This window comes from Nonomuraea sp. NPDC049624, assembly GCF_040675255.1.
Lineage (GTDB): Bacteria > Actinomycetota > Actinomycetes > Streptosporangiales > Streptosporangiaceae > Nonomuraea.
Map to the genome: position 1 here is coordinate 350,355 of NZ_JBFAOR010000002.1, position 24,028 is coordinate 374,382.

The following is a 24,028-nucleotide window of genomic DNA, read 5'->3' on the forward strand; positions in this document are numbered from 1 at the left end:
ACTCTAGGCTCGGACCGGCACAATTCGGCCAGCTCCTGCTCCATGGCAGGATCGCGAGACATGAGAACTCTGTACCCGCCCATCGAACCCTACGAGTCCGGCCTGCTCGACGTGGGTGACGGCAACCAGATCTACTGGGAGGTCTGCGGCAACCCCGACGGAAAGCCGGCCGTCATGCTGCACGGCGGGCCGGGCGCCGGGTGCAGCGCCAACCACCGCCGGCAATGGAACCCCGAGCTGTACCGCATCGTCCTGTTCGACCAGCGCAACTGCGGGCGCAGCCTGCCGCACGCCAGCACGCCGGGCACGTCGCTGGCCGCCAACACCACCTGGAACCTGGTGGCCGACATGGAACGGCTGCGCGAGCACCTGGGCATCGAGCGGTGGCAGGTGTTCGGCGGGTCGTGGGGCAGCGCGCTGTCGCTGGCCTACGCCCAGACCCACCCCGACCGTACGACCGAGCTGGTGCTGCGCGGGATCTTCACGCTGCGCCCGCACGAGCTGCGCTGGTTCTACCAGGAGGGCGCCAGCTACCTGTTCCCCGACCTGTGGGAGTCGTACCTGGCGCCGATCCCCGTCGAGGAGCGCGGCGACCTCATGGCCGCCTACCGCGCCCGCCTCGAAGGCGACGACGACGCGGTCCGGCTGGCGGCGGCCAAGGCGTGGTCCCAGTGGGAGGGCGCCACGATCACGCTGCTGCCCGACCCGAGCCTGGTGGCGGAGTTCGGCGAGGACAAGATGGCGGTGTCGTTCGCCAGGATCGAGAACCACTACTTCCACCACGGCGGCTGGTTCGAGCCCGAGCAGCTCATCAAGAACGTCGACCGCATCCGGCACATCCCGGCCGTGATCATCCAGGGCCGCTACGACGCCTGCACGCCCATGGCCACCGCCTGGGACCTGCACAAGGCCTGGCCCGAGGCCGACTTCCAGGTGGTGCACGACGCCGGGCACGCGGCGACCGAGCCCGGCATCGTCGACCGGCTCATCGCGGCGACAGACGGCTTCGCGCGAGCCTGACCGCGGGGGTGACCGCGCCGACCAGCAGCAGCGCGAACAGCGGCGCGAGCACCAGGCCGAGCAGGAAGCCGCCGGCCACGTCGTGCGGGTAGTGCACGCCGACGAACACCCGGGAGAAGCCCATCAGGGCGGCCAGCGGCAGCACCACCCAGGCCAGGGCGCGCCAGACGAGGATGAGCGTGCCCGCCGCCCCGGCGGCGATCACGGTGTGGTTGCTGGGGAAGGACCAGTCCGTGGAGGGCGGGCAGGCCGCGATCGTGGCGATGCCGCCGCGGCACGGCCGGTCCTCCCGGACCAGCAGCTTCACGCCCTCGCTCACGACGTACGCGCCCACCACCCCGGCCGGCCCGGCGATGGCGAGCGCGAGGTCGCGGGCGGGGGCCTGGCGGGCCCGCCACCAGCACACGAGGAACAGCGCCGCGAAGATGAACAGGCCGGCGTCCGTGCCGAACTCGGCGAGGGCGTGCAGCCACCCGGGCGTGGTCAGGGCGAAGTCGACGATGTCGCGGTACACAGGTGTCCAATCCGTGAACGGGTAGTGGACACGACCTTATGAACTTTGATCGTCAAATGCTTCGACCGAAAGGGCGATTCCGGTCCTTACCCAAGATACTGGCGCACGAGGAGGGCACGCCGCTGCTCCAGCTCTCCCTCGGTGATGAGGCCGCGGTCGAACGCCTCGGCGGTGGCGTCCCGCTCGGCCATGTAGTACGCGGCCATGATCTCGCTGCGCAGCGGGGTGAAGCCGCGCTCCACGCAGTCGGAGAAGACGGTGACCTTCTGCTCGACGACGCCGGCGGGGACGGTGCACGTCAGGTCGTGCGCCTTGAGCTGCTGAACCGCTTCACGAAGGGTGACCGGGCCAAGGGACCCGTTGAAACGGGTGTCAAGGGTGATCTTCACTGTTTTTACGCCTCCAATCGTTTCAAACGCATCGGCAGAGACCGCGTATTCCCAGTTCAGAGCGGGTAAGGAGGCAAACGTGATCGGAGAGCACGTGATCGTCGGCTACAGCAACGACCCCGGTGGGCGGGACGCCCTCGCGCTCGGGGCCGCCATCACCCGGCTGACCGGGGGCGAGCTCACGGTGGCGTCGATCTATCCCCCGGGCAGCCCCGGGCTGGCCGTCGAGGCCCAGGCCAACCTGGCGCACGCGGGTGAGGAGCTGGGCGTCGTCCCGGCCGAGTACATGGCGTTCGAGAGCCGGGGCACCGGCCGCGGGCTGTCGGTGCTGGCCAGCAGGATCAGGGCCGACCTGATCGTGGTCGGCTCGGCGAGCGGCGGCCAGTACGGCCGCATCGCCGTCGGCAGCACCGCCGACCACCTGCTGCACCTGTCGCCGGAGGCGGTGATGCTGGCGCCCTCGGGCTACGTGCCGCCCGACGAGCCCGCCCGGCTCACCCTGGCCTACGTCCACCGGCCGCAGTGCGACGCGGCAGTCGAGCGGGTGGCGCAGGCGGCGCTCCGGTTCGACGTGCCGCTCCGGCTGATCACCCTCGACCTGCGCACCGAGAACCAGGGCAAGCTGCGCGACGACCTCGCCCTGGCCGTACGGCTGGCCTGGGAGAGCACCGGCATCGAGGCCGAGTCGGAGGTGGCCGAGGGCCACGACGTGCAGGCCGCGCTCAAGGACGTCGAGTGGCTGCCCGGCGAGCTGCTGGTCTGCGCCGCCGGCGAGGACGCCCAGCCCCACCGGGTGTTCCTGGGCGAGCTGGCGATGAAGGTGCTGCGGTCGTCGTCCTGCCCGGTCACCGTGCTGCCGCGGGGGTTCTCCTAAGCTTCTGGGCGTGCGTGTCGCCCGATTGATCGTCGTCGTGGTGCTGGCCTCGCTGGCCGGCGTCTACGTGGTGGCCGGCGCCTGGGGGGCGCTGCCGGTGCTGGCCGCGCAGTGCGCCTTCACGCTGCGGGCCAGGAAGGGGTGGCTGCTCGCCGTCCAGGGCGTGCTGGTCTACGCGGTGACGCTGGGGCAGGGCGCGTCCGTCGCGATCCTGGGCTTCCTCGCCGGATCGCTGCTGGTGACGCGCTGGTGGGCGCTGGCGCCCGCGGTGGCCTTCAGCGGCGTCGTGATCCACCACTGGCGCAATTCCGGGGACGCGGTCTCCACGACGGACCTCGCGATCACCACGGTGCTGGTGTCGCTGGTCGTGTTCGGCCTGATCCGGCTGGTCGAGCGGGTGGCCGAGATGGAGGCCACCCGTCCCGCGCTGGCCGCGGCGGCGGTGGCCGAGGAGCGGCTGCGCATCGCCGCGGAGCTGAGCGACGGCCTCGGCCGCGGCCTGGCCGCGATCAGGGCGGGCGCGCGGCGGGCGCTGGCCGCGCCGCGGGACGCGGCCGGGACGCTCGGCGAGGTGGTCGCGACGGCCCGGCTGTCGCTGGCGGACGCCCGCGCCGCGGCGGCGAGCTACCGCGCGATGTCCCTGGCCCCCGAGCTGACCACCGCCCGCGCCCTGCTGGAGGCGGCCGGCGTCGGCGTGGAGGTGCGCGCCGCCCACACCGAGCCGCTCGGCCCGGCGGGCGCGCTGCTCGCCTCGGTGCTGCGCGAGGCGGTCACGGACGTCGCCCGCCGCGGCACCGCCACGGTGTGCGCGATCGAGACCTGGGAGGAGCCGGAACGAGCCCAGGTGCACCTGCGCGTGGCCGACGACGGCCGCCGCACGGCCGAGGACGACGACGACGGCGGGCTCGCCGACCCGGCGGGGCTCGCCCGCCAGGTGGCGGCGGCGGGCGGCACCCTCGCCCGCGGCCTGTCCGGCCGGGGCCGGTACACGGTGGAGGCCGTGCTGCCCGCCACGCGCCCGCCCGCGGCGGCCCGGCGCGAGCCGCCCGACGTCTCGGTGGTCCTGCTGGCCGCCGTGCTGGTCGGGTTCAGCGTCAAGGCGCTGCTGCAGATCCCGGCCGGGCTGCTGGTCCCCGCGGTCGCGGCGCTGGCCGTGATCGTCGTCATGCAGCTGCGCTCGGTCGCCGGCCGCCACATGGTGGCGCTGGGGGTGATGGCGGCGCTCACCTTCGCCCCGATCCCGGTGTTCGGGCCGATCTGGCTGGGGACGGCGGGCTTCCTCGCCGGTCCGGTGCTGCTCGCCTTCCGCCCGCGCACGGCCTGGCCCCTGACGGCCGCGATCCTGGCCGCCGTCTGGACGGTCGCCTCCCTGTACGAGCTGCCCGGCCGCGTCAACATCACGGTGAGCACGCTCACCACCGGCCTGGTGGTCTACAGCCTGCTGCGCCTGGCCCAGCTCGCCAAGGAGCTGCACGCGGCCAGGGAGAGCCTGGCGCGTTCGGCCGTCGTCGAGGAGCGCCTGCGGGCCGCCCGCGACCTGCACGACCTGCTCGGCCACAGCCTGGCCGCCATCCTGCTCACCTGCGAGCTGGCCCGCCGGCTGCCCGACCCCGTCCGGGAGCTGGAGAACGTCGTCGCCATGGCCGCGCACGCCGAGCACGACCTGCGCTCGGTCACCGGCGAGCAGCGCGAGCTGTCCTTCGCCGCCGAGGCCGAGTCGGCCGGGAAGGTGCTGGCGGCGGCCGGGGTCGAGGTCACCCTGCGGCTCGCGCACCCCGAGCTGCCGGCCGACGTCGAGACCGTGCTCAGCGCCGTGCTGCGCGAGGCCGTGACGAACGTCCTGCGCCACAGCGCCGCGCGCGCCTGCGTGATCTCCACCTCCGCGGCCGGCGGCGAGGTCGGGCTGGTCGTCCGCAACGACGGCGCGGCCACGGCGGCCCCCCGTCGCGGCTCGTCCGGGCTGGGCAACCTCACCACCCGCCTGGCCACGCTGGGCGGCCGGCTCACGACCGCCTGCGAGGACGGCTGGTTCCGGCTCGACGCGCGCGCTCCGCTAGATCCAGCCGGCCTCGGTGGCGATGCGCACGGCGTCGGTGCGGTTGCGCGCGTTTAGCTTGGCCACGATGGCCGTCAGGTAGTTGCGCACGGTCCCGGCGGTCAGGTGCAGCCGCCGGGCGATGTCGGGGGCCTCGGCGCCGCCCGCCACCAGCCGCAGCACGTCGGCCTCGCGCGGCGTGAGCGGGTTGTCGGCCAGGTCCCAGGCGGTGACCGCGAGCGACGGGTCGAGCACCCGGCCGCCGCGGGTGACCTCCCTGATCGCCGCGACCAGGTCCTCCGGCGGGGCCGTCTTCAGCAGGAAGCCGTCCACCTGGGCGGCCAGGGCGCGCTTGAGATGGCCGGGCTTGCCGTAGGCGGTGAGCATGAGCGTGCGGCACGAGGGCACCCTGGCCCGGATCTCCGCCGCGGCGGCCAGCCCGTCGAGGGTGCCGGGCATGTCGATGTCCAGCACGGCCACGTCCGGCCGGTGCGCGGCGGCGGAGGCCACGGCGGCGTCACCGGACTCGACCGCGGCCACGATCTCGAAGTCGGCCTCCAGGCCGAGCAGGGTCGCGAGCGCGTGCCTGATCACGGCCTGGTCCTCGGCCAGAAGTACGCGAATCACCGGACATGTCTATCAGTCCGCGCGCAGCACCCGGTCGTACAGGTCGAGGTAGCGGTCGGCCATCACGCCGGGCGAGAAGCGGCGCCGGGCCTCGCGGCGGCACTCCTCCGGATCGATCTCGTCCACCCGCTGGACGTACTCGGCCAGCTCCTCCTCGGTGTCGGCGAGGAAGCCGGTGCGGCCGTGCTCGATGATCTCGGGCAGGCAGCCGCGGCGCAGGCCCACCGGCGGCACCCCGAGCGCCAGGGCCTCGACGACCGCCGTGCCGCCCGGCTCGTCCCACTGGATGGGGAAGAGCGCGGCGCGGGCCGAGGCGTACAGGTCATCCCTCTCCTGGCCGCCGACCGCGCCGACCCACCTGACCAGGTCGCCGTCGAGGTAGCCGGACACCTGGTCCAGGTGGTAGCGCACGTCGGGGTGGCTGTGCAGCGGGTGGTAGGGGTCCTGCAGGACGACGTCCAGCTCGGCCTGGCTGTCCCGGCCGCAGACCGGACCGGCCACGACCAGCGGCAGGCCGAGTTTCTGGCAGATCCGGGCGGCCACGTGCTGGCCCTTGAGGCCGCAGATCCGGCCCATGATCACCAGGTGCTCGCCGCGCTCGGCGCGGACGTCCTGCTCGGCGAGCGGGGTGGCCAGGTAGACGGAGCCCAGCGAGGCCGCGCGCAGGGCCTCCGGGGCGCGGGCGAGCTGCGAGTCCGACACCCCGTTGACCGCGATCGAGCGCGGGAAGGCGCCGTAGAACGCCGGGTGTTTACGCAGGTCCCAGTGGAGGGTGTGGAGGACCGGCGGCCCGCCCAGCGCGGCCAGCACCGCCGGCCCGACGACCTCCACGTGATCGTGCACGAGGTCGATGTCGTCGCGGGCGCGCAACTCGGCGGCCACCCGCGCCTGGTGCGCGTGCGCGATCCCCATGACCTGGTTGTACGGCTTCTGCAACTCCGCGAACTGGCCCTCGTCGTAGACGGCGATCAGCTCGTCGGCCTCCAGCGTGCTCGACGCCACGGAGGCCAGCACGACCTCGACGCCGCGTTCGCGCAGCGCCGGGACCAGGGTGGCGACGACGTTCTCGATGCCGCCGTAGCCGGGCGGCGGGACCGCCAGCCACGGTCCCGCGTTGATCAGCACCTTCACGCGACGTCCTCCTCCAGCATGAGCGAGGCGAGCGGCGGCCGTTCCGCCACTCCCACGTCCACCAGACCGGCCCGCCCGTCGAGACCGAACTGCAGCAGCGTGTGAGCCGGGGGTGTCGAGGACACCACGCGGCCCTGGCGTTCCAGCCGGGACCACGCGGTGAGCATGATCTGCCCGGCCATCCGGCCGAGCGCGTTCACGGACTGGTGGCCGTGCGCGCGGGAGCCCAGGTCCACCTGGGCCATGGCGTCGAGTCCCACCAGTTCCAGGAGGTCGACGAGGAGGCCGAACTCCACGCCGTACTCGGTGACGAAGGGCACCTGTTCCAGCACGTCGCGCCGGGCGGCGTACTCGCCGCCGAGGGGTTGGCGAAAGCCCGCCAGCTCCGGCCAGAACAGGTTGAGCAGCGGTCTGGCCACCAGCTCGGTGACCCGGCCGCCCGCGCCGCGCCTGGGCACGCCGTCCTCGCCGGTGAAGGGCCGTTCGTACGTCGCCTTGACGAACTGGGTGCCCGGGTTCACCAGCAGCGGACCGACCAGCCCCGACACGAAGTGCGCGCCGAAGTTGAGCAGGTCCGAGTCGACGAACGCGACGATGTCGCCGTGGGAGGCGGCCAGGCCCTTCCACAGCGCCTCCCCCTTGCCCGACAGGCGCGGCAGGTGGGGCAGCACCTCGTTCTGCGCCACGACGCGCGCGCCCGCCGCGCGTGCCCGTTCCGCCGTCGCGTCGGTGGAGTTGGAGTCGACGACGAGGATCTCGTCGACGAGTGGCGCCTGCTCCACCAGTTCACGTCTGATCACGGTGACGATGTCCCCGACCGTGCGCTCTTCGTCGCGCGCCGGCAGGACGACGCTCACCGTTGTGTTTCCCTTGGCCTCGATTAAGGCATCCACCGGCCATTCCGCGGCCGTACTGGAATGCGGGCCGCACCACTCCTGGGCCCTGGCCAAGGCTCGCACATCTGTCTCCATGCAGTCAGCCCCATCTCATTGGGGCACGACCCCTGCCCGATCTATGCGCCTTCGAACATCCTTGTTTGTTAACCCCTAGACGTGGCATATGTCGGGTTGTGTCCCCAATTACCCGTGTCGGCATCATTGGTGCCGGAAATGTCGCCGCTCGCCACGCAGATGTCCTGTCCGGCTTCCCCGATGTGACGATTGCCGGGGTGGCCGACACCGATCTCCACAAGGCTGAGGCGTTGGCCTCCGCGCACGGCGCCCCCGCCTACGGCGACCATGCCGGCCTGCTGGAGGCCGGCGGTCTCGACGCTGTCTACGTCTGTGTGCCTCCTTTCGCGCACGGTAACCCTGAATACGACGTCTTGTCGTGCAATCTCCCGATTTTTGTGGAAAAACCCCTTTCTCTCGACCTCAAAACCGCAGAAAACATCGCGGCCGAAATCGACCGGCGCGGGCTGCCGTCCGCCGTCGGCCACCACTGGCGCTACCTCGACATCGTCGACCGGGCCAGGGAACGGCTCGACGGCCGTCCCGTCCAGCTCGCGCTCGGGCACTGGCTGGACAAGGTCCCGCCGGTGGGCTGGTGGCTGAAGGCGAGCATGTCGGGCGGCCAGATCCTGGAGCAGGCGGTGCACGTCCTGGACCTGGCCAGGCTGCTGGTGGGCGAGGTGTCGATGGTGCACGCCGTACCGGCCGGGAACGCCGTGGACGGCGAGATCGACCGGGCCACCTCGGCCGTCATGAGCTTCGCGGGCGGCGCGACCGGCCTGCTGGCCACCTCCTGCCTGCTGCGCCGCAAGCACCGGGTGGGGCTGGAGGTGTGCGCCGACGGCATCGCGCTGGAGCTCAGCGAGACCCGGCTGCTCGTAGACGGCGAGGAGTCCGTCGAGGACGGCGGGCACGCCAAGACCCTCGTGGACCGCGCGTTCATCGACGCGGTGCGCGGGAAGGACGCCGACGTGCGCGCGCCGTACGGCGAGGCCCTGCGAACCCACCGCCTGGCCGTCGCGCTGGCGCGCTCCGCGGCGGAACGGAGGCCGGTGATGGTGGATGACTGAGGCGACGAGCACGATCCTGAGCATCGAGGCGCCCGGCGAGGTGTGCCTGGTCGAGGAGAAGCTGCCCGGCCTGCCCGAGGGCGGGTTCATGGTCGCCACCACGCACAGCGGCGTCTCGGCGGGCACCGAGCTGACCTATCTCAAGGGCGCCAACCCCTACCTCACCTCGGCCTGGGACCCGGCGCTCGGGCTGTTCCTGCCGGGCACGCCGTCGGTGGCGTACCCGGTGCGCGGCATCGGCTACATGCAGGTGGGCGTGGTCGCCGAGACCCGCACCCGGGCCGTGGCCGAGGGCGCGCGGGTCGCCATGGCCTACGGCCACCGCACGGCGTACGTGGCCGACCCGATGGCCGACCGGTTCGTCGTGCTGCCCGGCGACATCGACCCGCTGCTCGGCATCTACGTCGCCCACATGGGCCCGATCTGCGCCAACGGCCTGCTGCACGCGGCCGCCGACCTGCACGGGCCGGCCGTCCAGCACCTGGGCGACGGCGTGCGCGGCCGCCGCGTCGCGGTGGTGGGGGCGGGCGTGGTGGGGCTGCTGACCGCGTCCTTCGCCCTGTCCTGCGGGGCCGCCGAGGTGGTGGTCGTGGACGAGACCCGGGCCAGGCTCGCGGTGGCCGAGGCGATCGGCGCGCAGGTCCTGGCGGCCCCCGACGACGACCCGGCGGTGACGCTGAAGCGCCGCTGGCGGCACGCCCCGGGCGACCGCGGCGCGGACCTGGTCTTCCAGTGCCGCGGCCAACCGCGGGCGCTGGCCCTGGGGTTGCGGCTGCTGCGCCCGCAGGGCACGCTGATCGACCTCGCGTTCTACACCCAGGGCGCCGACGAGGTGCGGCTGGGCGAGGAGTTCCACCACAACGGGCTGGCGCTGCGCTGCGCGCAGATCGGCCGGGTGCCGCGCGGCCTCGCGCACGCCTGGGACCGGGAACGCCTGTCGCACGAGACGATCGGCCTGCTCAGGGAGCGCGGGAGGCTGCTACGCGAGCACCTGGTCACCGACGTCGTCGGCTTCGGGGAGGCCCCCGAACTTCTGACCGATCTCGCGGCCCGACGGCGGCAGGCCGTCCAGGCCGTGCTCAGCCACGACGTCGAGGATGAGGGCCGCTGACCAGCTGAAGTCCCGGCAACCGTGGCCGCGCAGCGTGAACGGGTTGAAGTACTCGCGGAAGCCGGAGTGGGCGACGGCGTGGATCATGCCCTCGGCGAGCAGGTCGGCCAGGTCGGGACGGCGGTCCCGGAGCCCCTGCCAGACCAGCCAGGTCAGGTTGATCCAGCTCGGCCCGCGCCAGTAGCGGGCCGGGTCGAACTCGGCCGTGGCCGGGGCGTGGCTGGGCAGCACGCCGTCCTTGAGGGAGAACTTGTCGAGGGCCGTGCCGATCAGCGCCTCGGCGATCTCCGTCGGCAGCCCCGGGAGCATGAGCGGCACCAGGCCGGCGGCGCTGCCCGAGCGGATCAGCCGGCCGGTGCGCAGGTCGCGGGGGCGGAAGTGGCCGTCCTGGTAGAGGTGGTCGACCATGGCCGCGGTGACGGCGGCGGCCTCGCGCCGGTGGGGCCCGGGGTCGTGGCCGCACACCTGCGCGATCTCGGCGAGCGCCGACTCGGCCACGCCGTACGCGGCGTTGAACAGCGGGTCCTCGATCTCGAACGCGCCGGCCCGCTGGTAGCCGCTGTCGCGGTAGGCGCCGGCGAGGGCGACGTACCGCTCGTAGTCGCGGTCGGTGGGGCGCTCGTCGGCGCTGACGGTGTTGAGGTCCCGGCGGACGAAGCCGGTCGCACCGGTCACCACGGCCCGCAGCGGCAGGTCCCAGGCCGGGCTGTTGTCCATGCCCGACTCCCACGGGTGGACGATCGAGATCAGGCCCTCGGGCGAGCGGCGGGAGGCGCGCAGGAACTCCTGCTGGGCGACGAGCTTGGGGTAGATCCTGGCCAGGAACGCCGGGTCGGGCTCGGCCTGGTGCACCTTCCAGGCGGCCAGCGCGTGCACCGGCGGCTGCACGATGCCGGAGGTCGCCGAGCCGGACGGCGCGCGGGCGCCCCAGAACTGCGGGCCGGGGAAGTAGGCGCCCTCGGGCACGACGGGGTTGAACACGATGTGCGGCACCCGGCCGTCGGCCCACTGGGCGCCGAACAGCGACAGCAGCTCCGCCCTGGCCCGCCGCGGCGACCAGCGGGCGTTGCCGATCGCGATGAAGGCGGAGTCCCAGCTCCACTGGTGGGGGTACAGCCGGCGGGAGGGAACCGTGTGGCTGCCGTCCCAGTTGGCGACGAGCACGCGTACGGCGTCGCGAAGGATCATAGGAATTTCCTGATGAAGGCCGCCGTCTGCGGGAGCACGATCTCGGGCTCGCCCCGCAGCCGGCATTCGAGGGCGAGGTAGCCGTCGAAGCCGACGGCGTCGAGCGTGGCGAGCTGCGCGCCCCAGTCGAGGTGACCGGTGCCGGGCTGGTTCCTGTTGGACTCGCTGATCTGCATGTGCGCGATGTACGGGGCCGCCTCCGCCAGGGCCCGGCAGGGGTCGTCCTCCTCGATGTTCATGTGGTAGGTGTCGCCGACGATCCTGATCGAGTCCATCGAGCAGTACGAGACCGCGTCGGCCAGCGTGTTGACCATGTGGTTCTCGTACCGGTTGAGCGGTTCGAGCATGATCAGCACGCCGTTGCGCTGGGCGTGCTCGCCGAGGATGCCGAGCGCCTCGGCCAGCACCTCGCGGTCGTCCGCGGCGGTGCGCGGCGGCTCGAACGGCGGCAGCCGGAGCGAGAACTGGCCCCATGAGGCCGGGGTCATGACGCCGATGCCGCCCAGCTCGGCGATCACGGTGAGCTGCGACCTGAGCTGCTGGATGGCGTCCTTGCGCCTGGCCGGGTCGAAGTCGCCGATGAAGTGCGGCATCTCGACGCACACCGTCGGCATCACGACGCCGTCGGCCAGCGCCCGCTTCAGCTCGGTCAGCCGGCCGGCGAAGTGGAAGTCGCCCTTCCCCCTCAGCTCGATCGCGTCGAACCCGGCCTCCACCGCGAACGCGAACTTCTCCTGCAGGCTGCGGCCGGGCAGAAGCTGCTCCTGGGCGGCGAGCTTCATCGTGACTCCTCGAAGGTGAAGACGAGCTGGAGCACCTCGGACTGGTGCTTGTCGATCAGGTCGAACGCCTCGGCCGCCTGCTCGACCGGCACGAGGTGGGTGACCAGGTCGCCGACCTCGACCTCGCCCCGGTGCACGAGCTCCATGAACGTGCGCTGGAGGCGTTCGACGTCCCAGCGGTGGGCCAGCCAGGAGGCGACGCCGCCGATCTGGGAGGAGACGAGCTGCACCTGGTTGTGGTGGAACTCCTCGCCCAGCCGCAGCCCGATGCCGTCGCCCTGGTAGAAGCCGGCCGCCACGACCCGGCCGCCCTTGCGCACACTCCTGATGGCCTCCTGGAGGCCCAGGTGGTTGCCGCTGAGCTCGATCGCGGTGTCGGCGCCCTCGATGCGCTTGCGCAGGAACTCGGCGACCGAGCCGGACCGCACGTCGAACGTCTCGGCGGCGCCGAACTTCCTGGCGAGTTCGAGCCGGTCGGGGATGGCGTCGGCGGCCACCACCCGGGCGCCGCTGAGCACCGCCATGCGGGTGGCGAGCAGGCCGATGACGCCCTGGCCGAAGATCGCGATCTGGTCGCCCAGGTGCACGTCGGCGGCGTGGACGGCGTTGAGCGCGATGGCGCCGACCCGGGCGAAGACGCCCGCGACGGGATCGGCCCCCGGCGGCAGGATGTGCCCGGCCAGCTTCTCGGCGGGGACGACGGCCTCGGCGCGGTGGCCCCAGATGCCCCACACGAGGCTGCCGACGGGCGGCTCGGCGACGTCGGGGGCCGCCTCCACCACCTCGCCGACCTCCTGGTAGCCCCAGCCGGACAGGGGGTAGGCGTGCGTCTGGCCTTCGAGGAAGAGCCGGCGCTCGGTGTCCCACTTGCGGGTGAGGTAGGGATTGGTGCCGCGATATGCGGTCAGCTCGGTGCCCGCGGAGACTCCGGAATAGAGGGTCCGCACCCGGACGGAGCCCGGCACGAGTTCGGCGGGCGACTCCAGGCTGACGCTGACACGGCCTGGCTCTTGGAAGGTGATGACGCGCATACCCCACACTTACGCTTTTTGATCAAACAAAAGTCAGAGATTTAGTGTTTGTTTGCACACCATAGTTGCGCTCGAAACACTCGTAAGTCTACGACTTCCGTCGATCGCGGCCGATGGAATCCAGGTTTCGGGTAGGGCGCGTTCTGGAAAGAGACCTTACCGACATGTCACGCCCCGTCTGTCCACCTGATCCGGAAGCGCCAGAAGCACTTGTCCGGGCAGCAACCGGATGACCGAAATGAGATCAGACCAGATCGTTTCGAGGTGGGCGTCCGTGATCGGTTCTGGGGAAGATTTGCCGGATCGCCGACCAACCTTTTACCGAAAGCCCTGATGACGGCGCGGGGGCGGCACGGCGAGGGTACAGGCCGGTCTCGTTCTCGCCTACGCCAGGTGCCTGGCCCTTTTCTGCGGGTAAGTGCGGCATATCCCCAACCAGAGGAGCGTGCCATGCCGAACAGGGTCACCGCCGTCCTCTCCGTCGCACTGCTGGCCTCGGCCGCCCTCACGGCCTGCGGCGACGGCGGCGAGCAGCAGTCCGGCGCGAACCAGATCACCGTCTGGACCGAGGAGAACCTCGGCGACCGGATGGCCGTGCAGAACCAGATCATCGCCGAGTTCACCAGGAAGACCGGGATCAAGGTGAAGCTGGTCGGCGTCGGGGAGGACCAGTTCAGCCAGACCGTGACGGCCGCCGCCGCCGCGGACGACCTCCCCGACGTCATCGGCGCGCTGCCGCTGGCCTCCGTCCGCGAGCTGGAGGCCAACGACCTGCTGGACACCGGGACGCCGGGCCGGATCGTGGACAAGCTCGGCAGGGACTCCTTCTCGCCGCGCGCGCTCGAACTGGACTCCTCGGGCGGCAAGCTGCTGGCCGTGCCCAGCGACGGGTGGGCGCAGCTCCTGCTCTACCGCAAGGACCTGTTCGATAAGGCCGGGCTGGCGCCGCCGGACACCTACGAGGCGCTGGAGGCGGCGGCGGCGAAGCTGAACGCGGGTGGGGTGGCGGGCATCACGCTGGCGATCGCGCCCAAGGACTCCTTCACCGCGCAGAGCTTCGAGCACGTGGCGCTGGCGAACGGCTGCCAACTAGTCGACAATTCCGGAAATGTCACGCTCGACAGCCCACAGTGCGTGAAAGCCTTCGATTTCTACGCAAAACTGGCGAAGAACTACTCGGTCAAGGGCAAACAGGACGTCGACTCCACCAGGGCCACGTACTTCTCCGGGAAGGCGGCCATGATGATCTGGTCGTCCTTCATCCTCGACGAGCTGGCGGGGCTGCGTAAGGACGCGCTGCCGAGCTGCCCCGAGTGCCGCGCCGACCCCGAGTGGCTGGCGAGGAACACCGGCGTGGTCACGGCGCTGAAGGGCCCGGGCGCGAGCGCGCCCGCCCAGTACGGCGAGATCGTCTCCTGGGCGGTGCTGCGCGGCGCCGCCGCCGATCCGGCCGCCAAGTTCGTCACGTACATGATGGACGAGGGCTACGAGCGCTGGATCGGGATGGCGCCCGAGGGCAAGTTCCCCACCCGCAAGGGCTTCGCGGACAAGTGGAAGAAGCTGCCCGCGGGCGTGGACACCAAGAAGCCGCTGTCGGAGGTCTACCCGGCCGACGTGCTGGACGCGCTGCGCAGGAGCCCCGACACCTTCGCCCGCTGGGGCATCCCGCAGGGCCAGGGCAAGCTGGTCGGCGCCACGATGGGCGAGCTGCCCGTGCCCAAGGCCCTCAGCCAGGTGGCCGACGGCTCGCTGACCCCGCAGGCCGCCGCCGCCCAGGCCAAGAAGGACGTGGAGACCATCAAGCGCGGGATCCGGCAATGAGCGCACCTCGCACCCTGCGGCAGCGGGAAGGGCGGGCCGGGCTGGCGCTGATCTCGCCCACGCTGGTCATCACGCTGGTCGTGGTGGTGCTGCCGCTGCTGTGGGCGATCATGCTGGCCTTCCAGGACGTGCGGCTGATCAACATCCGCCGGGCCGGCGTCTTCGGGCACTACACGCTGGAGAACTTCACGTACGTGATCTCCGAGCCGGGTTTCTGGGCGTCGCTGGTCAACACCCTGATCTACACGGTGGCCGGGACGGCCTTGTCGATCGCCATCGGCCTGGTGACCGCGCTCGCCCTGCGCGCCAGGTTCCCCGGCCGCACCCTGGTCAGGGCCTCGATCCTGATCCCGTACGTGGCGCCGGTGGTGGCCGTGGCCTTCCTGTGGGAGACCATGCTGAACCCCCAGTACGGCATCGTGAACACCTGGCTGAAGGAGCCGATCGCCTTCCTCACCCAGGCCCAGGGCGACCTCCTGGGGCTGAAGGTGCCGGTCGCGCTGCTCACGGTGATCGCGTTCGAGGCGTGGCGGTACTTCCCGTTCGCGTTCCTGTTCATCCTGGCCCGGCTCCAGGCGCTGCCGGCCGAGCTGGAGGAGGCCGCGGTCGTGGACGGCGCCACCCCCACCCAGCGCTTCCGGCACGTGATCATGCCGCAGCTCTGGCGCATCGTGGCGCTGCTGGCGGTGCTGCGGTTCGTGTTCACCTTCACCAAGTTCGACGACGTCTACCTGCTGACCGGCGGCGGCGCCGGCACCGAGGTGGTCAGCGTGCGCGTCTACAACTTCCTGACCGCCCGCGACGACATCGGCGCCTCGGCCGCGCAGGCGATCGTCCTGGCCGTCGTCCTCGTCGTGCTGCTGGCCGTGTACCTGCGCTTCTTCTCGGGAGGCGATCGTGAGCAGGGATAGGTTCGAGCGCGCGCTGTTCGCGGTGCTGCGGCCAGTGGTCATCGTGTTCCTCTTCGCCGTCACCGGGCTGCCGTTCCTGTACATGGTGACGCTGTCCGTACGGGACATCCAGGAGCTCATCCTGGAGCCCGGCTCGGTGTGGCCACGGCACTTCACCCTGGACACGTACGTGAACGTGCTGACCACGCAGGGGTTCCTCACGTTCATCAGGAACAGCGCGGTCGTGGCGGTCGCCTCGGTGGCCGCCACGCTGCTGATCTCGATCCCGGGCGCCTACGCCGTCGCGCGGCTGCGCTTCTTCGGCCGGCGGCCGGTGCACTTCCTGTTCCTCGCCGTCTACCTGTTTCCGGCGATCGTGCTGGCCATCCCCCTGTTCGTGCTGTTCACCATGCTGGGGCTCAGGGGATCTCTGGTCGGACTGATCCTGGTTTATATCGCGCAGACCGTGCCCGTCACGGTATACATGCTGCGCAACTACTTCGAGACCGTGCCGCAGAGCGTGGAGGAGGCGGCCGCGATCGACGGCTGCTCGCGGCTGTCGACCATCTGGCGGGTGGTGCTGCCACTGTCCAAGCCCGCGCTCATGGCAACCGGCCTCTACGCGTTCATGATCGCGTGGAACGAGTTCCTGTTCGCCCTGCTGTTCCTCGTGGAGCGGCGGGAGAGCTGGACGGTCTCCCTGGGGCTCTCTCAGCTGGCGGGGAGCATAGAGATCCCCACGACGGTGCTGATGGCAGGATCCGTGGTGCTGACGCTGCCCATCGTGATCGTGTTCTTCGCCAGTGAACGCCTGCTGACGGAGGGCCTCACGGCAGGAGCGGAGAAGGGATAGACATGCTGACGGCAGGGCAGGTCCTCCAGCTCATCCGCGATGGCTCCTGCCGTACCCGCAAAGATTTGATCGAGTTCACCGGCCTGTCCCGGTCGACCGTCACCGACCGGGTCGACCGGCTCATCGCCGCCGGCTACCTGCACGAGTCCGGCGTCGGCGCCTCGGGCGGCGGCCGGCCGCCCTCGGTGCTCGACGTCGACGCCGGCCGGCGGCTGATCCTCGTGGCCGACCTGGGCGCCACCCACGCCCGGGTGGCGCTCACCGACCTCGCCGCCCGTCCGATGGCCGAGGAACGCGCCGAGATGCGCATCGACCGCGGGCCCGAGCCCGTGCTGACGTGGGTGCGCGAGGCGTTCCAGCGCCTGCTGGACAGGGCCGGGCGGCCGGTCGGCGACGTGTGCGGCATCGGGCTCGACCTGCCCGGCTCGGTCGACCACACCGGCGGACGGGTGATCAGGTCGTTCCTGATGCCGGGCTGGGACGACCACCCGATCAGGGAGGCCGTCGGGCGCACGTACGACGTGCCCATCCTGGTGGAGAACGACGCCAACGCGATGGCCCTCGGCGAGTGGTGGTCGTCCTGGCGGGAGACCGACTCGCTGGTCCTGGTCAAGGTGTCCACCGGCATCGGCACCGGCATCGTCCTCGACGGGCGGATCTACCGGGGCGTCGAGGAGGCCGCGGGCAACATCGGGCACGTCCGCATCCGGGAGAGCGACGACCGGGTGTGCACCTGCGGCTCGCGCGGCTGCGTGGCCTCGCTGGCCGGCGGGCACGCGATCGCGGCCGACCTGGGCCGGGAGACCAGCCGCGACGTCGTGCGCCTGGTGCAGGCCGGCGACCCGGCGGCGATCGCGCGCGTCCAGGAGGCGGGCCGCACGCTGGGCGTGGTGCTGGCCACCGCGGTGAGCCTGCTCAACCCCGGCGTGCTGGTGCTGGCCGGGGACATGGCCGAGACGGAGGAGCACTACCTGACCGGGATCAGGGAGATCGTCTACCGGCGGAGCCTGCCGTACACGACGCGCAACCTGGAGATCGTCACCAGCAGGCTCGGCGACCGGGCGGGGATCGTGGGCATGGCGGTGATCGTCATGGAGCACGTGCTCTCCCCCGCGGCCGTGGACGCCGCGCTGGCCGCCGTCGGCTGATCAGGCCAGCGCGCGCGGCAGGGCGGTGGCGGCCTCGGTGAGCGAGGGGCCGTACCAGGTCAGCAGGCGGCCGCTGACCAGCGCGCAGTCCAGGCCGGGGAACGCCTCGGGGCCGTCGTCCGCGCTGAAGGCGTAGGGCTCGTCGGGCAGCACGACCAGGTGGGGGCGGTTGCCGGTCAGCTCGGGCAGCGGGATCTTCGGATAGCGGTCGGGGTGGGCGGCGTACAGGTTGTCCACGCCGAGGTGGCGCAGCACGTCCCCGGTGAAGGTGTCGCGGCCCACGACCATCCAGGGGCGGCGCCAGATCGGCACGATCGCGGTGCGCCGCGGGCCGTCCGCGGGGGCTCCCCACGCCTGGCGGGCCTCGGCCAGCCAGGCCGGGCGGTCCGTACGGCAGGCGTGCGCGAACATGCGCTCCAGCGAGGTGAACGCCTGCTCCAGCGTCTCGATCCTGGTCACCCACACCGCCACGCCCGCCGCGCGCAGGGCCTCGACGTCGGGCGCGCGGTTCTCCTCGGCGTTGGCCAGGACGACGTCCGGGCGCAGGCGCAGGACGGCGTCGAGGTCGGGGTTCTTGGTGCCCCTGACCCGGGCCACGTCCAGGTCGGCCGGATGCGTGCACCAGTCCGTCGCCCCGACCAGCGCCTCCGGGACGGTCGCCGCCACGGACTCGGTCAGCGACGGCACCAGCGACACGATCCGCCGGACGGTCTGGGGTACCTCCACAGGGATCCCTGTGTCATCGTGGACCACGGCACCACCTTAGGTTGCGTTTTCCTGAAATATGCGTAGCACCACTCTTATGTCGGTATAGATCCGTAGAATCCCGGTAAAGATCGTTAAAACTCTGTGATCGGGGGCTCGACGGTTGGAGCACGAGGCATCGGACTTCGATCCGAACACGCCGAACGTGGCACGGCTCTACGACTACTACCTCGGCGGCAAGGATCACTTCCCGGTCGACCGCGCGGCGGCCGAGCGCATCCTCGCGGTGGCGCCCGAGGTACGGGCGGCGGCGCGGGCCAACCGCGCCTTCCTCGGCCGCGCCGTCCGCCACCTCGCCGAGTCCGGGATCAGGCAGTTCCTCGACATCGGCACGGGGCTGCCGACCCAGGGGAACGTGCACGAGGTCGCCGCCAAGGTCGCGCCCGGCTCCCGCGTCGTCTACGTCGACCGTGACCCCGTGGTGCTGGTGCACGCCAGGGCGCTGCTCACCGGCCACGGCGAGGACACGACAGTGGTCGAGGGCGACCTGCGCAACCCGGGCGACATCCTGCGCGACCCGGAGGTGCTGCGGACCATCGACTTCAGCCGGCCGGTCGCCGTGCTGCTGGTGGCGATCATGCACTTCATCGAGGAGTCCGACGACCCGGAGCGGATACTCAAGACCCTGCGTGAGGCCATGGCGCCGGGTAGTTACCTGGTCATGTCCCACGGCACCAGCGACGCCCGTCCCGACGCGGTCAGCACGGGCACCGAGGTCTACCGCAACGCCACCGCGCGGCTGGCGCTGCGCAGCCGGGCCAGGATCAGGGAGCTGTTCGAGGGGTTCGAGCTGGTGGAGCCCGGCCTGGTGTGGCTGCCCGAGTGGCATCCGGACCAGGCGGACACGATCGACTTCATGGACCACCCCGAGTCGTCGCTCATCGTGTGCGGCGTGGCCAGGAAGCTCTAGGACACGCCCATGGACCTCGGCCTCGCCGTCCCGCAGTACGGCGGGTTCGCCGCGCTGAGCAGCGTGACGCGGGTGGCCCGCGAGGCCGAGGCGATGGGGTTCGCCGGCCTGTGGGCGGGCGACCGGCTGCTGACGCCGCTGCGGCCCAAGGACCGCTATCCCGGGGGCGACGGCAGCGTGCCGCGGGCCCATCGGGTGTTCCTCGACCCGTTCGCGGTGCTGGCGGTGGCCGCGTCCGTGACCTCGTCGGTACGGCTGGGCACCAGCGCGCTCAACGCCTGCTGGTACCCGCCGCCGGTGCTGGCCCGCTCGCTCACCACGATCGACCACCTGAGCGGCGGCCGGCTGGCGGCGGGCCTCGGCCTCGGCTGGTCCTCCGACGAGTACGCCGCCGTGGGCGTGCCCTGGAAGGGCCGGGCCGAACGTTACGAGGCCACCCTCGACGCCCTGGAGGCGATCTGGGGCACGGACCCCGTGACGTTCGAGCACGACCTGTGGACGATCGCGCCCAGCCACATCGACCCCAAGCCGGCCCGCCGCCCGCCGCTGCTGCTGGCCGGGTTCGCCCCGGAGGCGTTGCGCCGGATCGGGCGCAGGGGCGACGGCTGGCTGACGGCCGCGCTGCCCGTGCCCGTGCTCCTGTCGATGTGGGAGACGGTCAGGGACGCCGCCGAGCGCGCCGGACGCGACCCGGACGCCCTGCGCATGATCCTGCGCTCCAACCCGGTGATCACCGGCGACGGCGCCCCGCCGCGCAGCGGCACGGTCGCCCAGATCGCGGCGTACCTGTCGCGGGCGGCGGAGGCCGGGGTCCACGAGGTCGTCCTGGACCTCCAGCACACCGCCGCCGACGACGACCACCTGCTGGAGCTGGCCGCCGACTTCCGCGAGCGTCTCGGCGCGGATTGAGCGCGGATTGAGCGCGGATTGAGCGCGGTTTGAGCGAGGTTTGAGCGAGGTTTGAGCGCGGGGTTACTTGAGCGCGGACAGCGCGCCCTCGTAGTCGGGCTCCTGGGTGATCTCGGGCACCAGCTCGGAGTAGACCACGTTGTCGTCGGCGTCGATCACGACGACCGCGCGCGCGGCCAGGCCGGCCAGCGGGCCCGACTCCTGGGCCACGCCGTAGTCGGCGAGGAACTCGCGCCCGCGCATGAGCGAGAGCATGGTCACCTTGTCCAGGCCCTCGGCGCCGCAGAACCGGTTCTGGGCGAAGGGCAGGTCGGCCGAGACGCAGAGCACGACCGCGTCGGGGTGCTCGGACGCGACCTGGTTGAAGCGGCGCACCGAGGCCGCGCAGACGCCGGTGTCGACGCTCGGGAAGATGTTGAGCACCTTGGTCTTGCCGGCGAAGTCGGCCAGCGTGCGGTCGGACAGGTCGGTGCCGACCAGCTTGAAGGCGGGCGCGGCGTCGCCGGGCTTCGGGAAGGCGCCGCCCACGGTGATCGGGTTGCCCTTGAAAGTGACGTCGGACATGAAAGCCTCCTGATAGCGATGTTCCCCGACCAGCGATCCTAGCGGCGCGATCTCCCCCGCGCCGTAGCGGCTCGGGCACGGCACAGCGACGACCCAGCGACGGCCCGGAAGCGGCCCGGAAGGGCGCACGGGCGGCACGGCGACGGCCCGGCGGGCGGCGGCCGCCGCTCGCCGGGCCGTCGTTCGTCGCCTGCGCCTAGACGTTGCGCCGGTACTGGCCGCCGGCCTCGAACAGGGCCTCGGTGATCTGGCCGAGCGAGCAGACCCGCGCCGCGTCCATCAGCACCTCGAACGCGTTGCCGTCGGACATCGCGACCTCGCGCAGCCGGGACAGCTCCGCGGGCGCCTGCGACCGGTTGCGCTCGTGGAAGGCGCGCAGGCGGTCGAGCTGCGACTGCTTCTCCTCCTCGGTGCCCCTGGCCAGCTCCAGCTTGTGCGGGTCGGACTGCTCGGCGCCGGGGTTGCGGAACGTGTTGACGCCGATGATCGGCAGGGATCCGTCGTGCTTGCGCATCTCGTACAGCATCGACTCGTCCTGGATCTTGCCGCGCTGGTAGCCGGTCTCCATCGCGCCGAGCACGCCGCCCCGGTCCGACAGCCGCTCGAACTCGGCCAGCACGGCCTCCTCGACCAGGTCGGTCAGCTCGTCGATGATGAACGAGCCCTGCAGCGGGTTCTCGTTCCTGGCCAGGCCCCACTCGCGGTTGATGATGAGCTGGATCGCCATCGCCCGGCGCACCGAGTCGGCCGACGGGGTGGTGACGGCCTCGTCGAAGGCGTTGGTGTGCAGGCTGTTGCAGTTGTCGTAGATGGCGATCAGGGCCTGCAGGGTGGTGCGGATGTCGTTGAAGGACATCTCCTGGGCGTGCAGCGACCGGCCCGAGGTCTGGATGTGGTACTTGAGCTTCTGGGAGCGCTCGGCCGCGCCGTAACGCTCGCGCATGGCCACCGCCCAGATCCGGCGCGCCACCCGGCCGAGCACGCTGTACTCGGGGTCCATGCCGTTGGAGAAGAAGAACGACAGGTTCGGCGCGAAGTCGTCGATCCGCATCCCCCTGGCCAGGTACGCCTCCACGTACGTGAACCCGTTGGCCAGCGTGAACGCGAGCTGGCTGATCGGGTTGGCCCCCGCCTCGGCGATGTGGTAGCCGGAGATGGAGACCGAGTAGAAGTTCCTGACCCCGTTCTGGATGAACCATTCCTGGATGTCGGCCATCATCCGCAACGAGAACTCGGTGGAGAAGATGCAGGTGTTCTGCCCCTGGTCCTCCTTCAGGATGTCGGCCTGTACCGTGCCCCTGACCGTGGCCAGCGTGCGGGCGCGCAGGTCGCGGGCCTCCTGCTCGTCGGGCTCGCGGCCCTGCTCGGCGCGGAAGCGGTCGAGGGCCTGGTCGATCGCGGCGTTGAGGAAGAAGGCCAGGATCGTGGGCGCCGGGCCGTTGATCGTCATGGACACCGACGTGTTGGGCGCCGCCAGGTCGAACCCGTCGTAGAGCACCTTCATGTCGTCGAGCGTGGCGATGGACACGCCCGAGGTGCCGACCTTTCCGTAGATGTCGGGACGCAGGTCGGGGTCGTGGCCGTACAGGGTGACCGAGTCGAAGGCGGTGGACAGCCGGGTGGCGGGCTGGCCCTCCGACAGCAGCTTGAAGCGCCGGTTGGTGCGGAACGGGTCGCCCTCGCCGGCGAACATCCTGGTCGGGTCCTCGTCGTCGCGCTTGAACGGGAACACCCCGGCGGTGAACGGGAACGACCCGGGCAGGTTCTCCGAGCGCAGGAAGCGCAGCAGGTCGCCGTGGTCGCTGAAGCGCGGCAGGGCCACCCGCGGGATGCGGTTGCCGGACAGCGTCTCGCGCCAGAGCGGGGTGTGGATCTCCCGGTCGCGGATCTTGACGACCAGCTCGTCGCTGCGGTACGCCTCCTTGATCGCGGGCCAGCCGTCGAGCAGCCGCCGGCTCTCCTCGCTCAGCTCCCCCTCGGCCTGCTCGGCGAGCCCGGCCAGCCGCGCGTCCTCGCCGTCCAGGAGCTCCCGTACGGCGGCGAGCTGCTGACGACGGCGCGCGACCTCGGCCTGGGCCAGCGTCTCGGCGTGGTAGCTCCGGACGGAGTCGGCGATGTCGGACAGGTAGCGCGCCCGGGCGGGCGGGACGATCGCCGCAGCCGCCTTGGAGGTGCGCTCGGTCACCACGGGCAGCAGCCCCGGCCCGGCGTCCGCCAGCAACAGGCCTTTGAGGTGCTGGTAGAGGGCGGTGACGCCGGCGTCGTTGTAGCGGGCGGCGATCGTGCCGAAGACCGGCATGTCCTCCGGCGACTGCCCGAACGCCTCCCGGTTGCGCACGAGCTGGCGGCGCACGTCGCGCAGGGCGTCCTCGGCGCCGCGGCGCTCGTACTTGTTGATGACGACGGCCTCGGCGAAGTCGAGCATGTCGATCTTCTCCAGCTGGGAGGCGGCGCCGAACTCGGGCGTCATGACGTAGATGGGCACGTCGACGTGCGGGACGATGCCGGCGTCGCCCTGGCCGATGCCGGGGGTCTCCACGATCACCAGGTCGTAGCCGGCCGCGCGGCACGCGGTGACCACGTCGTCGAGGCAGGCCGGGACCTCGTTGGCGGCCCCGCGGGTGGCCAGCGAGCGGAAGTAGGTCTGGGGGCCCAGGCTGTTCATCCTGATGCGGTCGCCGAGCAGCGCGCCGCCGCCGCGCCGGCGGGTGGGGTCGATGGCGAGGATGGCGATGCGCAGCTTGTCGTCGTTGTCCACCCGGAACCGGCGGACCAGCTCGTCGGTGAGCGAGGACTTGCCCGAACCGCCCGTGCCGGTGATGCCCAGCACCCGCGCCGGGCGCTCCTGGACGGCGACCGCCGCCTTCAGCCCCTCGGCCAGCCCGGCGGGGGCGCGGCCGGACTCCATGAAGGTGATCGCGCGGGCCAGCGCCGCCTGGTCGCCCGAGAGCACGGCCTCGACCGACGGCGGGTCGCCGAGCTCGTGGTCGCACTCCTCGATGAGCTTGTTGATCATGCCGGGCAGGCCGTACCGCTGGCCGTCCTCGGGCGAGAAGATGCGCGTGACGCCCCGCTCGTGCAGCAGCTCGATCTCCTCGGGGACGATCACGCCGCCACCGCCGCCGTACACCTTGACGTGGCCCGCGCCGCGCTCGCGCAGCAGCTCGACCAGGTAGGTGAAGAACTCGACGTGGCCGCCCTGGTAGGAGCTGATGGCCACGCCCTGGACGTCCTCCTGCACGGCGGCCGTGACGATCTCGTCCACGGACCGGTTGTGGCCGAGATGGATCACCTCGGCCCCCTGCGTCTGGAGGATGCGCCGCATGATGTTGATCGCCGCGTCATGGCCGTCGAACAGCGCCGCGGCGGTCACGAAACGGACAGGGTACGCCGGAACGTGCACGCCTGATCACTCCTTTGTGAGGGGACCCCTCCTGCGAAGATAC

21 protein-coding genes are annotated in these 24,028 nt (G+C 71.6%); 11 read left to right on the forward strand and 10 right to left on the reverse strand.

What is annotated here, in order from left to right; genetic code table 11:
* Window positions 1-60: 60 nt before the first annotated feature.
* Window positions 61-1,020: a prolyl aminopeptidase gene (pip, locus tag AB0J76_RS07905; RefSeq protein ID WP_352324313.1), complete on the forward strand. Its 960-nt coding sequence runs from the start codon at window positions 61-63 to the stop codon at window positions 1,018-1,020.
* On the opposite strand, the gene AB0J76_RS07910 is transcribed toward pip, so the two are convergent.
* Window positions 986-1,534 (reverse strand): phosphatase PAP2 family protein, encoded by a 549-nt coding sequence (locus tag AB0J76_RS07910; protein WP_352324314.1) that lies wholly within the window; start codon window positions 1,532-1,534, stop codon window positions 986-988. The two genes, pip and AB0J76_RS07910, sit on opposite strands and share 35 nt — an antisense overlap.
* A gap of 86 nt (window positions 1,535-1,620) precedes the next feature.
* Window positions 1,621-1,923: a hypothetical protein gene (locus AB0J76_RS07915; RefSeq protein ID WP_352324315.1), complete on the reverse strand. Its 303-nt coding sequence runs from the start codon at window positions 1,921-1,923 to the stop codon at window positions 1,621-1,623.
* A 79-nt stretch (window positions 1,924-2,002) separates the two neighbouring features.
* On the opposite strand from AB0J76_RS07915, the gene AB0J76_RS07920 reads away from it, so the two are divergent.
* Window positions 2,003-2,797 carry a universal stress protein gene (locus AB0J76_RS07920; protein ID WP_352324316.1) on the forward strand — a complete coding sequence of 265 codons (795 nt, stop codon included), beginning with the start codon at window positions 2,003-2,005 and terminating at the stop codon, window positions 2,795-2,797.
* Between the two features lie 10 nt (window positions 2,798-2,807).
* Entirely contained in the window at window positions 2,808-4,910 is a 2,103-nt protein-coding gene (locus tag AB0J76_RS07925) for a histidine kinase (RefSeq protein WP_352324317.1), read from the forward strand.
* Here the strand turns inward: AB0J76_RS07925 and AB0J76_RS07930 are convergent.
* From AB0J76_RS07930 to AB0J76_RS07940, 3 genes are read right to left on the reverse strand one after another with little or no spacing between them, the layout of a single operon-like run.
* Window positions 4,851-5,459 (reverse strand): response regulator transcription factor, encoded by a 609-nt coding sequence (locus AB0J76_RS07930; RefSeq protein ID WP_352324318.1) that lies wholly within the window; start codon window positions 5,457-5,459, stop codon window positions 4,851-4,853. The two genes, AB0J76_RS07925 and AB0J76_RS07930, sit on opposite strands and share 60 nt — an antisense overlap.
* Before the next feature lie 12 nt (window positions 5,460-5,471).
* Window positions 5,472-6,590 (reverse strand): glycosyltransferase, encoded by a 1,119-nt coding sequence (locus AB0J76_RS07935; RefSeq protein WP_352324319.1) that lies wholly within the window; start codon window positions 6,588-6,590, stop codon window positions 5,472-5,474.
* Window positions 6,587-7,561 (reverse strand): glucosyl-3-phosphoglycerate synthase, encoded by a 975-nt coding sequence (locus AB0J76_RS07940; protein ID WP_352324320.1) that lies wholly within the window; start codon window positions 7,559-7,561, stop codon window positions 6,587-6,589. The genes AB0J76_RS07935 and AB0J76_RS07940 overlap by 4 nt, the downstream gene beginning before the upstream one ends.
* A 98-nt stretch (window positions 7,562-7,659) precedes the next feature.
* Here AB0J76_RS07940 and AB0J76_RS07945 point away from each other — a divergent pair, with 98 nt between their 5' ends.
* Complete coding sequence (locus tag AB0J76_RS07945; RefSeq protein ID WP_352324322.1) at window positions 7,660-8,610, forward strand: Gfo/Idh/MocA family oxidoreductase; 951 nt, start codon at window positions 7,660-7,662, stop codon at window positions 8,608-8,610.
* Entirely contained in the window at window positions 8,603-9,721 is a 1,119-nt protein-coding gene (locus tag AB0J76_RS07950) for a zinc-binding dehydrogenase (RefSeq protein WP_352324323.1), read from the forward strand. The genes AB0J76_RS07945 and AB0J76_RS07950 overlap by 8 nt, the downstream gene beginning before the upstream one ends.
* A gap of 1,184 nt (window positions 9,722-10,905) precedes the next feature.
* Here AB0J76_RS07950 and AB0J76_RS07955 read toward each other — a convergent pair.
* On the reverse strand, window positions 10,906-11,691 hold the full coding sequence (locus AB0J76_RS07955; RefSeq protein WP_352324324.1) for a sugar phosphate isomerase/epimerase family protein: 786 nt from the start codon (window positions 11,689-11,691) through the stop codon (window positions 10,906-10,908).
* Window positions 11,688-12,722 (reverse strand): zinc-binding dehydrogenase, encoded by a 1,035-nt coding sequence (locus AB0J76_RS07960; RefSeq protein WP_352324325.1) that lies wholly within the window; start codon window positions 12,720-12,722, stop codon window positions 11,688-11,690. The genes AB0J76_RS07955 and AB0J76_RS07960 overlap by 4 nt, the downstream gene beginning before the upstream one ends.
* 450 nt (window positions 12,723-13,172) lie before the next feature.
* Between AB0J76_RS07960 and AB0J76_RS07965 the strand changes: the two genes are divergently transcribed.
* The 4 genes from AB0J76_RS07965 to AB0J76_RS07980 are packed head-to-tail and all read left to right on the forward strand — an operon-like array spanning window position 13,173 to window position 17,434.
* Entirely contained in the window at window positions 13,173-14,543 is a 1,371-nt protein-coding gene (locus AB0J76_RS07965; protein ID WP_352324327.1) for an extracellular solute-binding protein, read from the forward strand.
* The gene (locus AB0J76_RS07970) at window positions 14,540-15,454 is read left to right on the forward strand and encodes a sugar ABC transporter permease (protein ID WP_352324329.1); all 915 of its coding nucleotides are present in this window, start codon (window positions 14,540-14,542) and stop codon (window positions 15,452-15,454) included. Before AB0J76_RS07965 ends, AB0J76_RS07970 begins: the two co-directional genes overlap by 4 nt.
* A complete protein-coding gene (locus AB0J76_RS07975; protein WP_352324330.1) occupies window positions 15,441-16,286 on the forward strand; it encodes a carbohydrate ABC transporter permease in 846 nt (281 codons plus the stop codon). The genes AB0J76_RS07970 and AB0J76_RS07975 overlap by 14 nt, the downstream gene beginning before the upstream one ends.
* Window positions 16,287-16,288: 2 nt before the next feature.
* Window positions 16,289-17,434, forward strand: coding sequence for an ROK family transcriptional regulator (locus AB0J76_RS07980; protein WP_352324331.1), 1,146 nt, complete (start codon window positions 16,289-16,291; stop codon window positions 17,432-17,434).
* Here AB0J76_RS07980 and AB0J76_RS07985 read toward each other — a convergent pair whose 3' ends face one another.
* Window positions 17,435-18,160, reverse strand: a complete 726-nt coding sequence (locus AB0J76_RS07985) for a helical backbone metal receptor (protein ID WP_352324332.1) — start codon at window positions 18,158-18,160, stop codon at window positions 17,435-17,437.
* A gap of 142 nt (window positions 18,161-18,302) precedes the next feature.
* On the opposite strand from AB0J76_RS07985, the gene AB0J76_RS07990 reads away from it, so the two are divergent.
* Together AB0J76_RS07990 and AB0J76_RS07995 are read left to right on the forward strand one after the other, a co-directional pair.
* Window positions 18,303-19,109: an SAM-dependent methyltransferase gene (locus AB0J76_RS07990; protein WP_352324333.1), complete on the forward strand. Its 807-nt coding sequence runs from the start codon at window positions 18,303-18,305 to the stop codon at window positions 19,107-19,109.
* 9 nt (window positions 19,110-19,118) lie between these two features.
* Window positions 19,119-20,018 (forward strand): TIGR03619 family F420-dependent LLM class oxidoreductase, encoded by a 900-nt coding sequence (locus AB0J76_RS07995; RefSeq protein ID WP_352324334.1) that lies wholly within the window; start codon window positions 19,119-19,121, stop codon window positions 20,016-20,018.
* Window positions 20,019-20,081: 63 nt separating this feature from the next.
* Here AB0J76_RS07995 and tpx read toward each other — a convergent pair whose 3' ends face one another.
* Window positions 20,082-20,582 (reverse strand): thiol peroxidase, encoded by a 501-nt coding sequence (gene tpx / locus AB0J76_RS08000; RefSeq protein WP_352324335.1) that lies wholly within the window; start codon window positions 20,580-20,582, stop codon window positions 20,082-20,084.
* A 196-nt stretch (window positions 20,583-20,778) separates the two neighbouring features.
* Window positions 20,779-23,985, reverse strand: a complete 3,207-nt coding sequence (icmF, locus tag AB0J76_RS08005) for a fused isobutyryl-CoA mutase/GTPase IcmF (RefSeq protein WP_364389118.1) — start codon at window positions 23,983-23,985, stop codon at window positions 20,779-20,781.
* Window positions 23,986-24,028 lie beyond the last annotated feature (43 nt).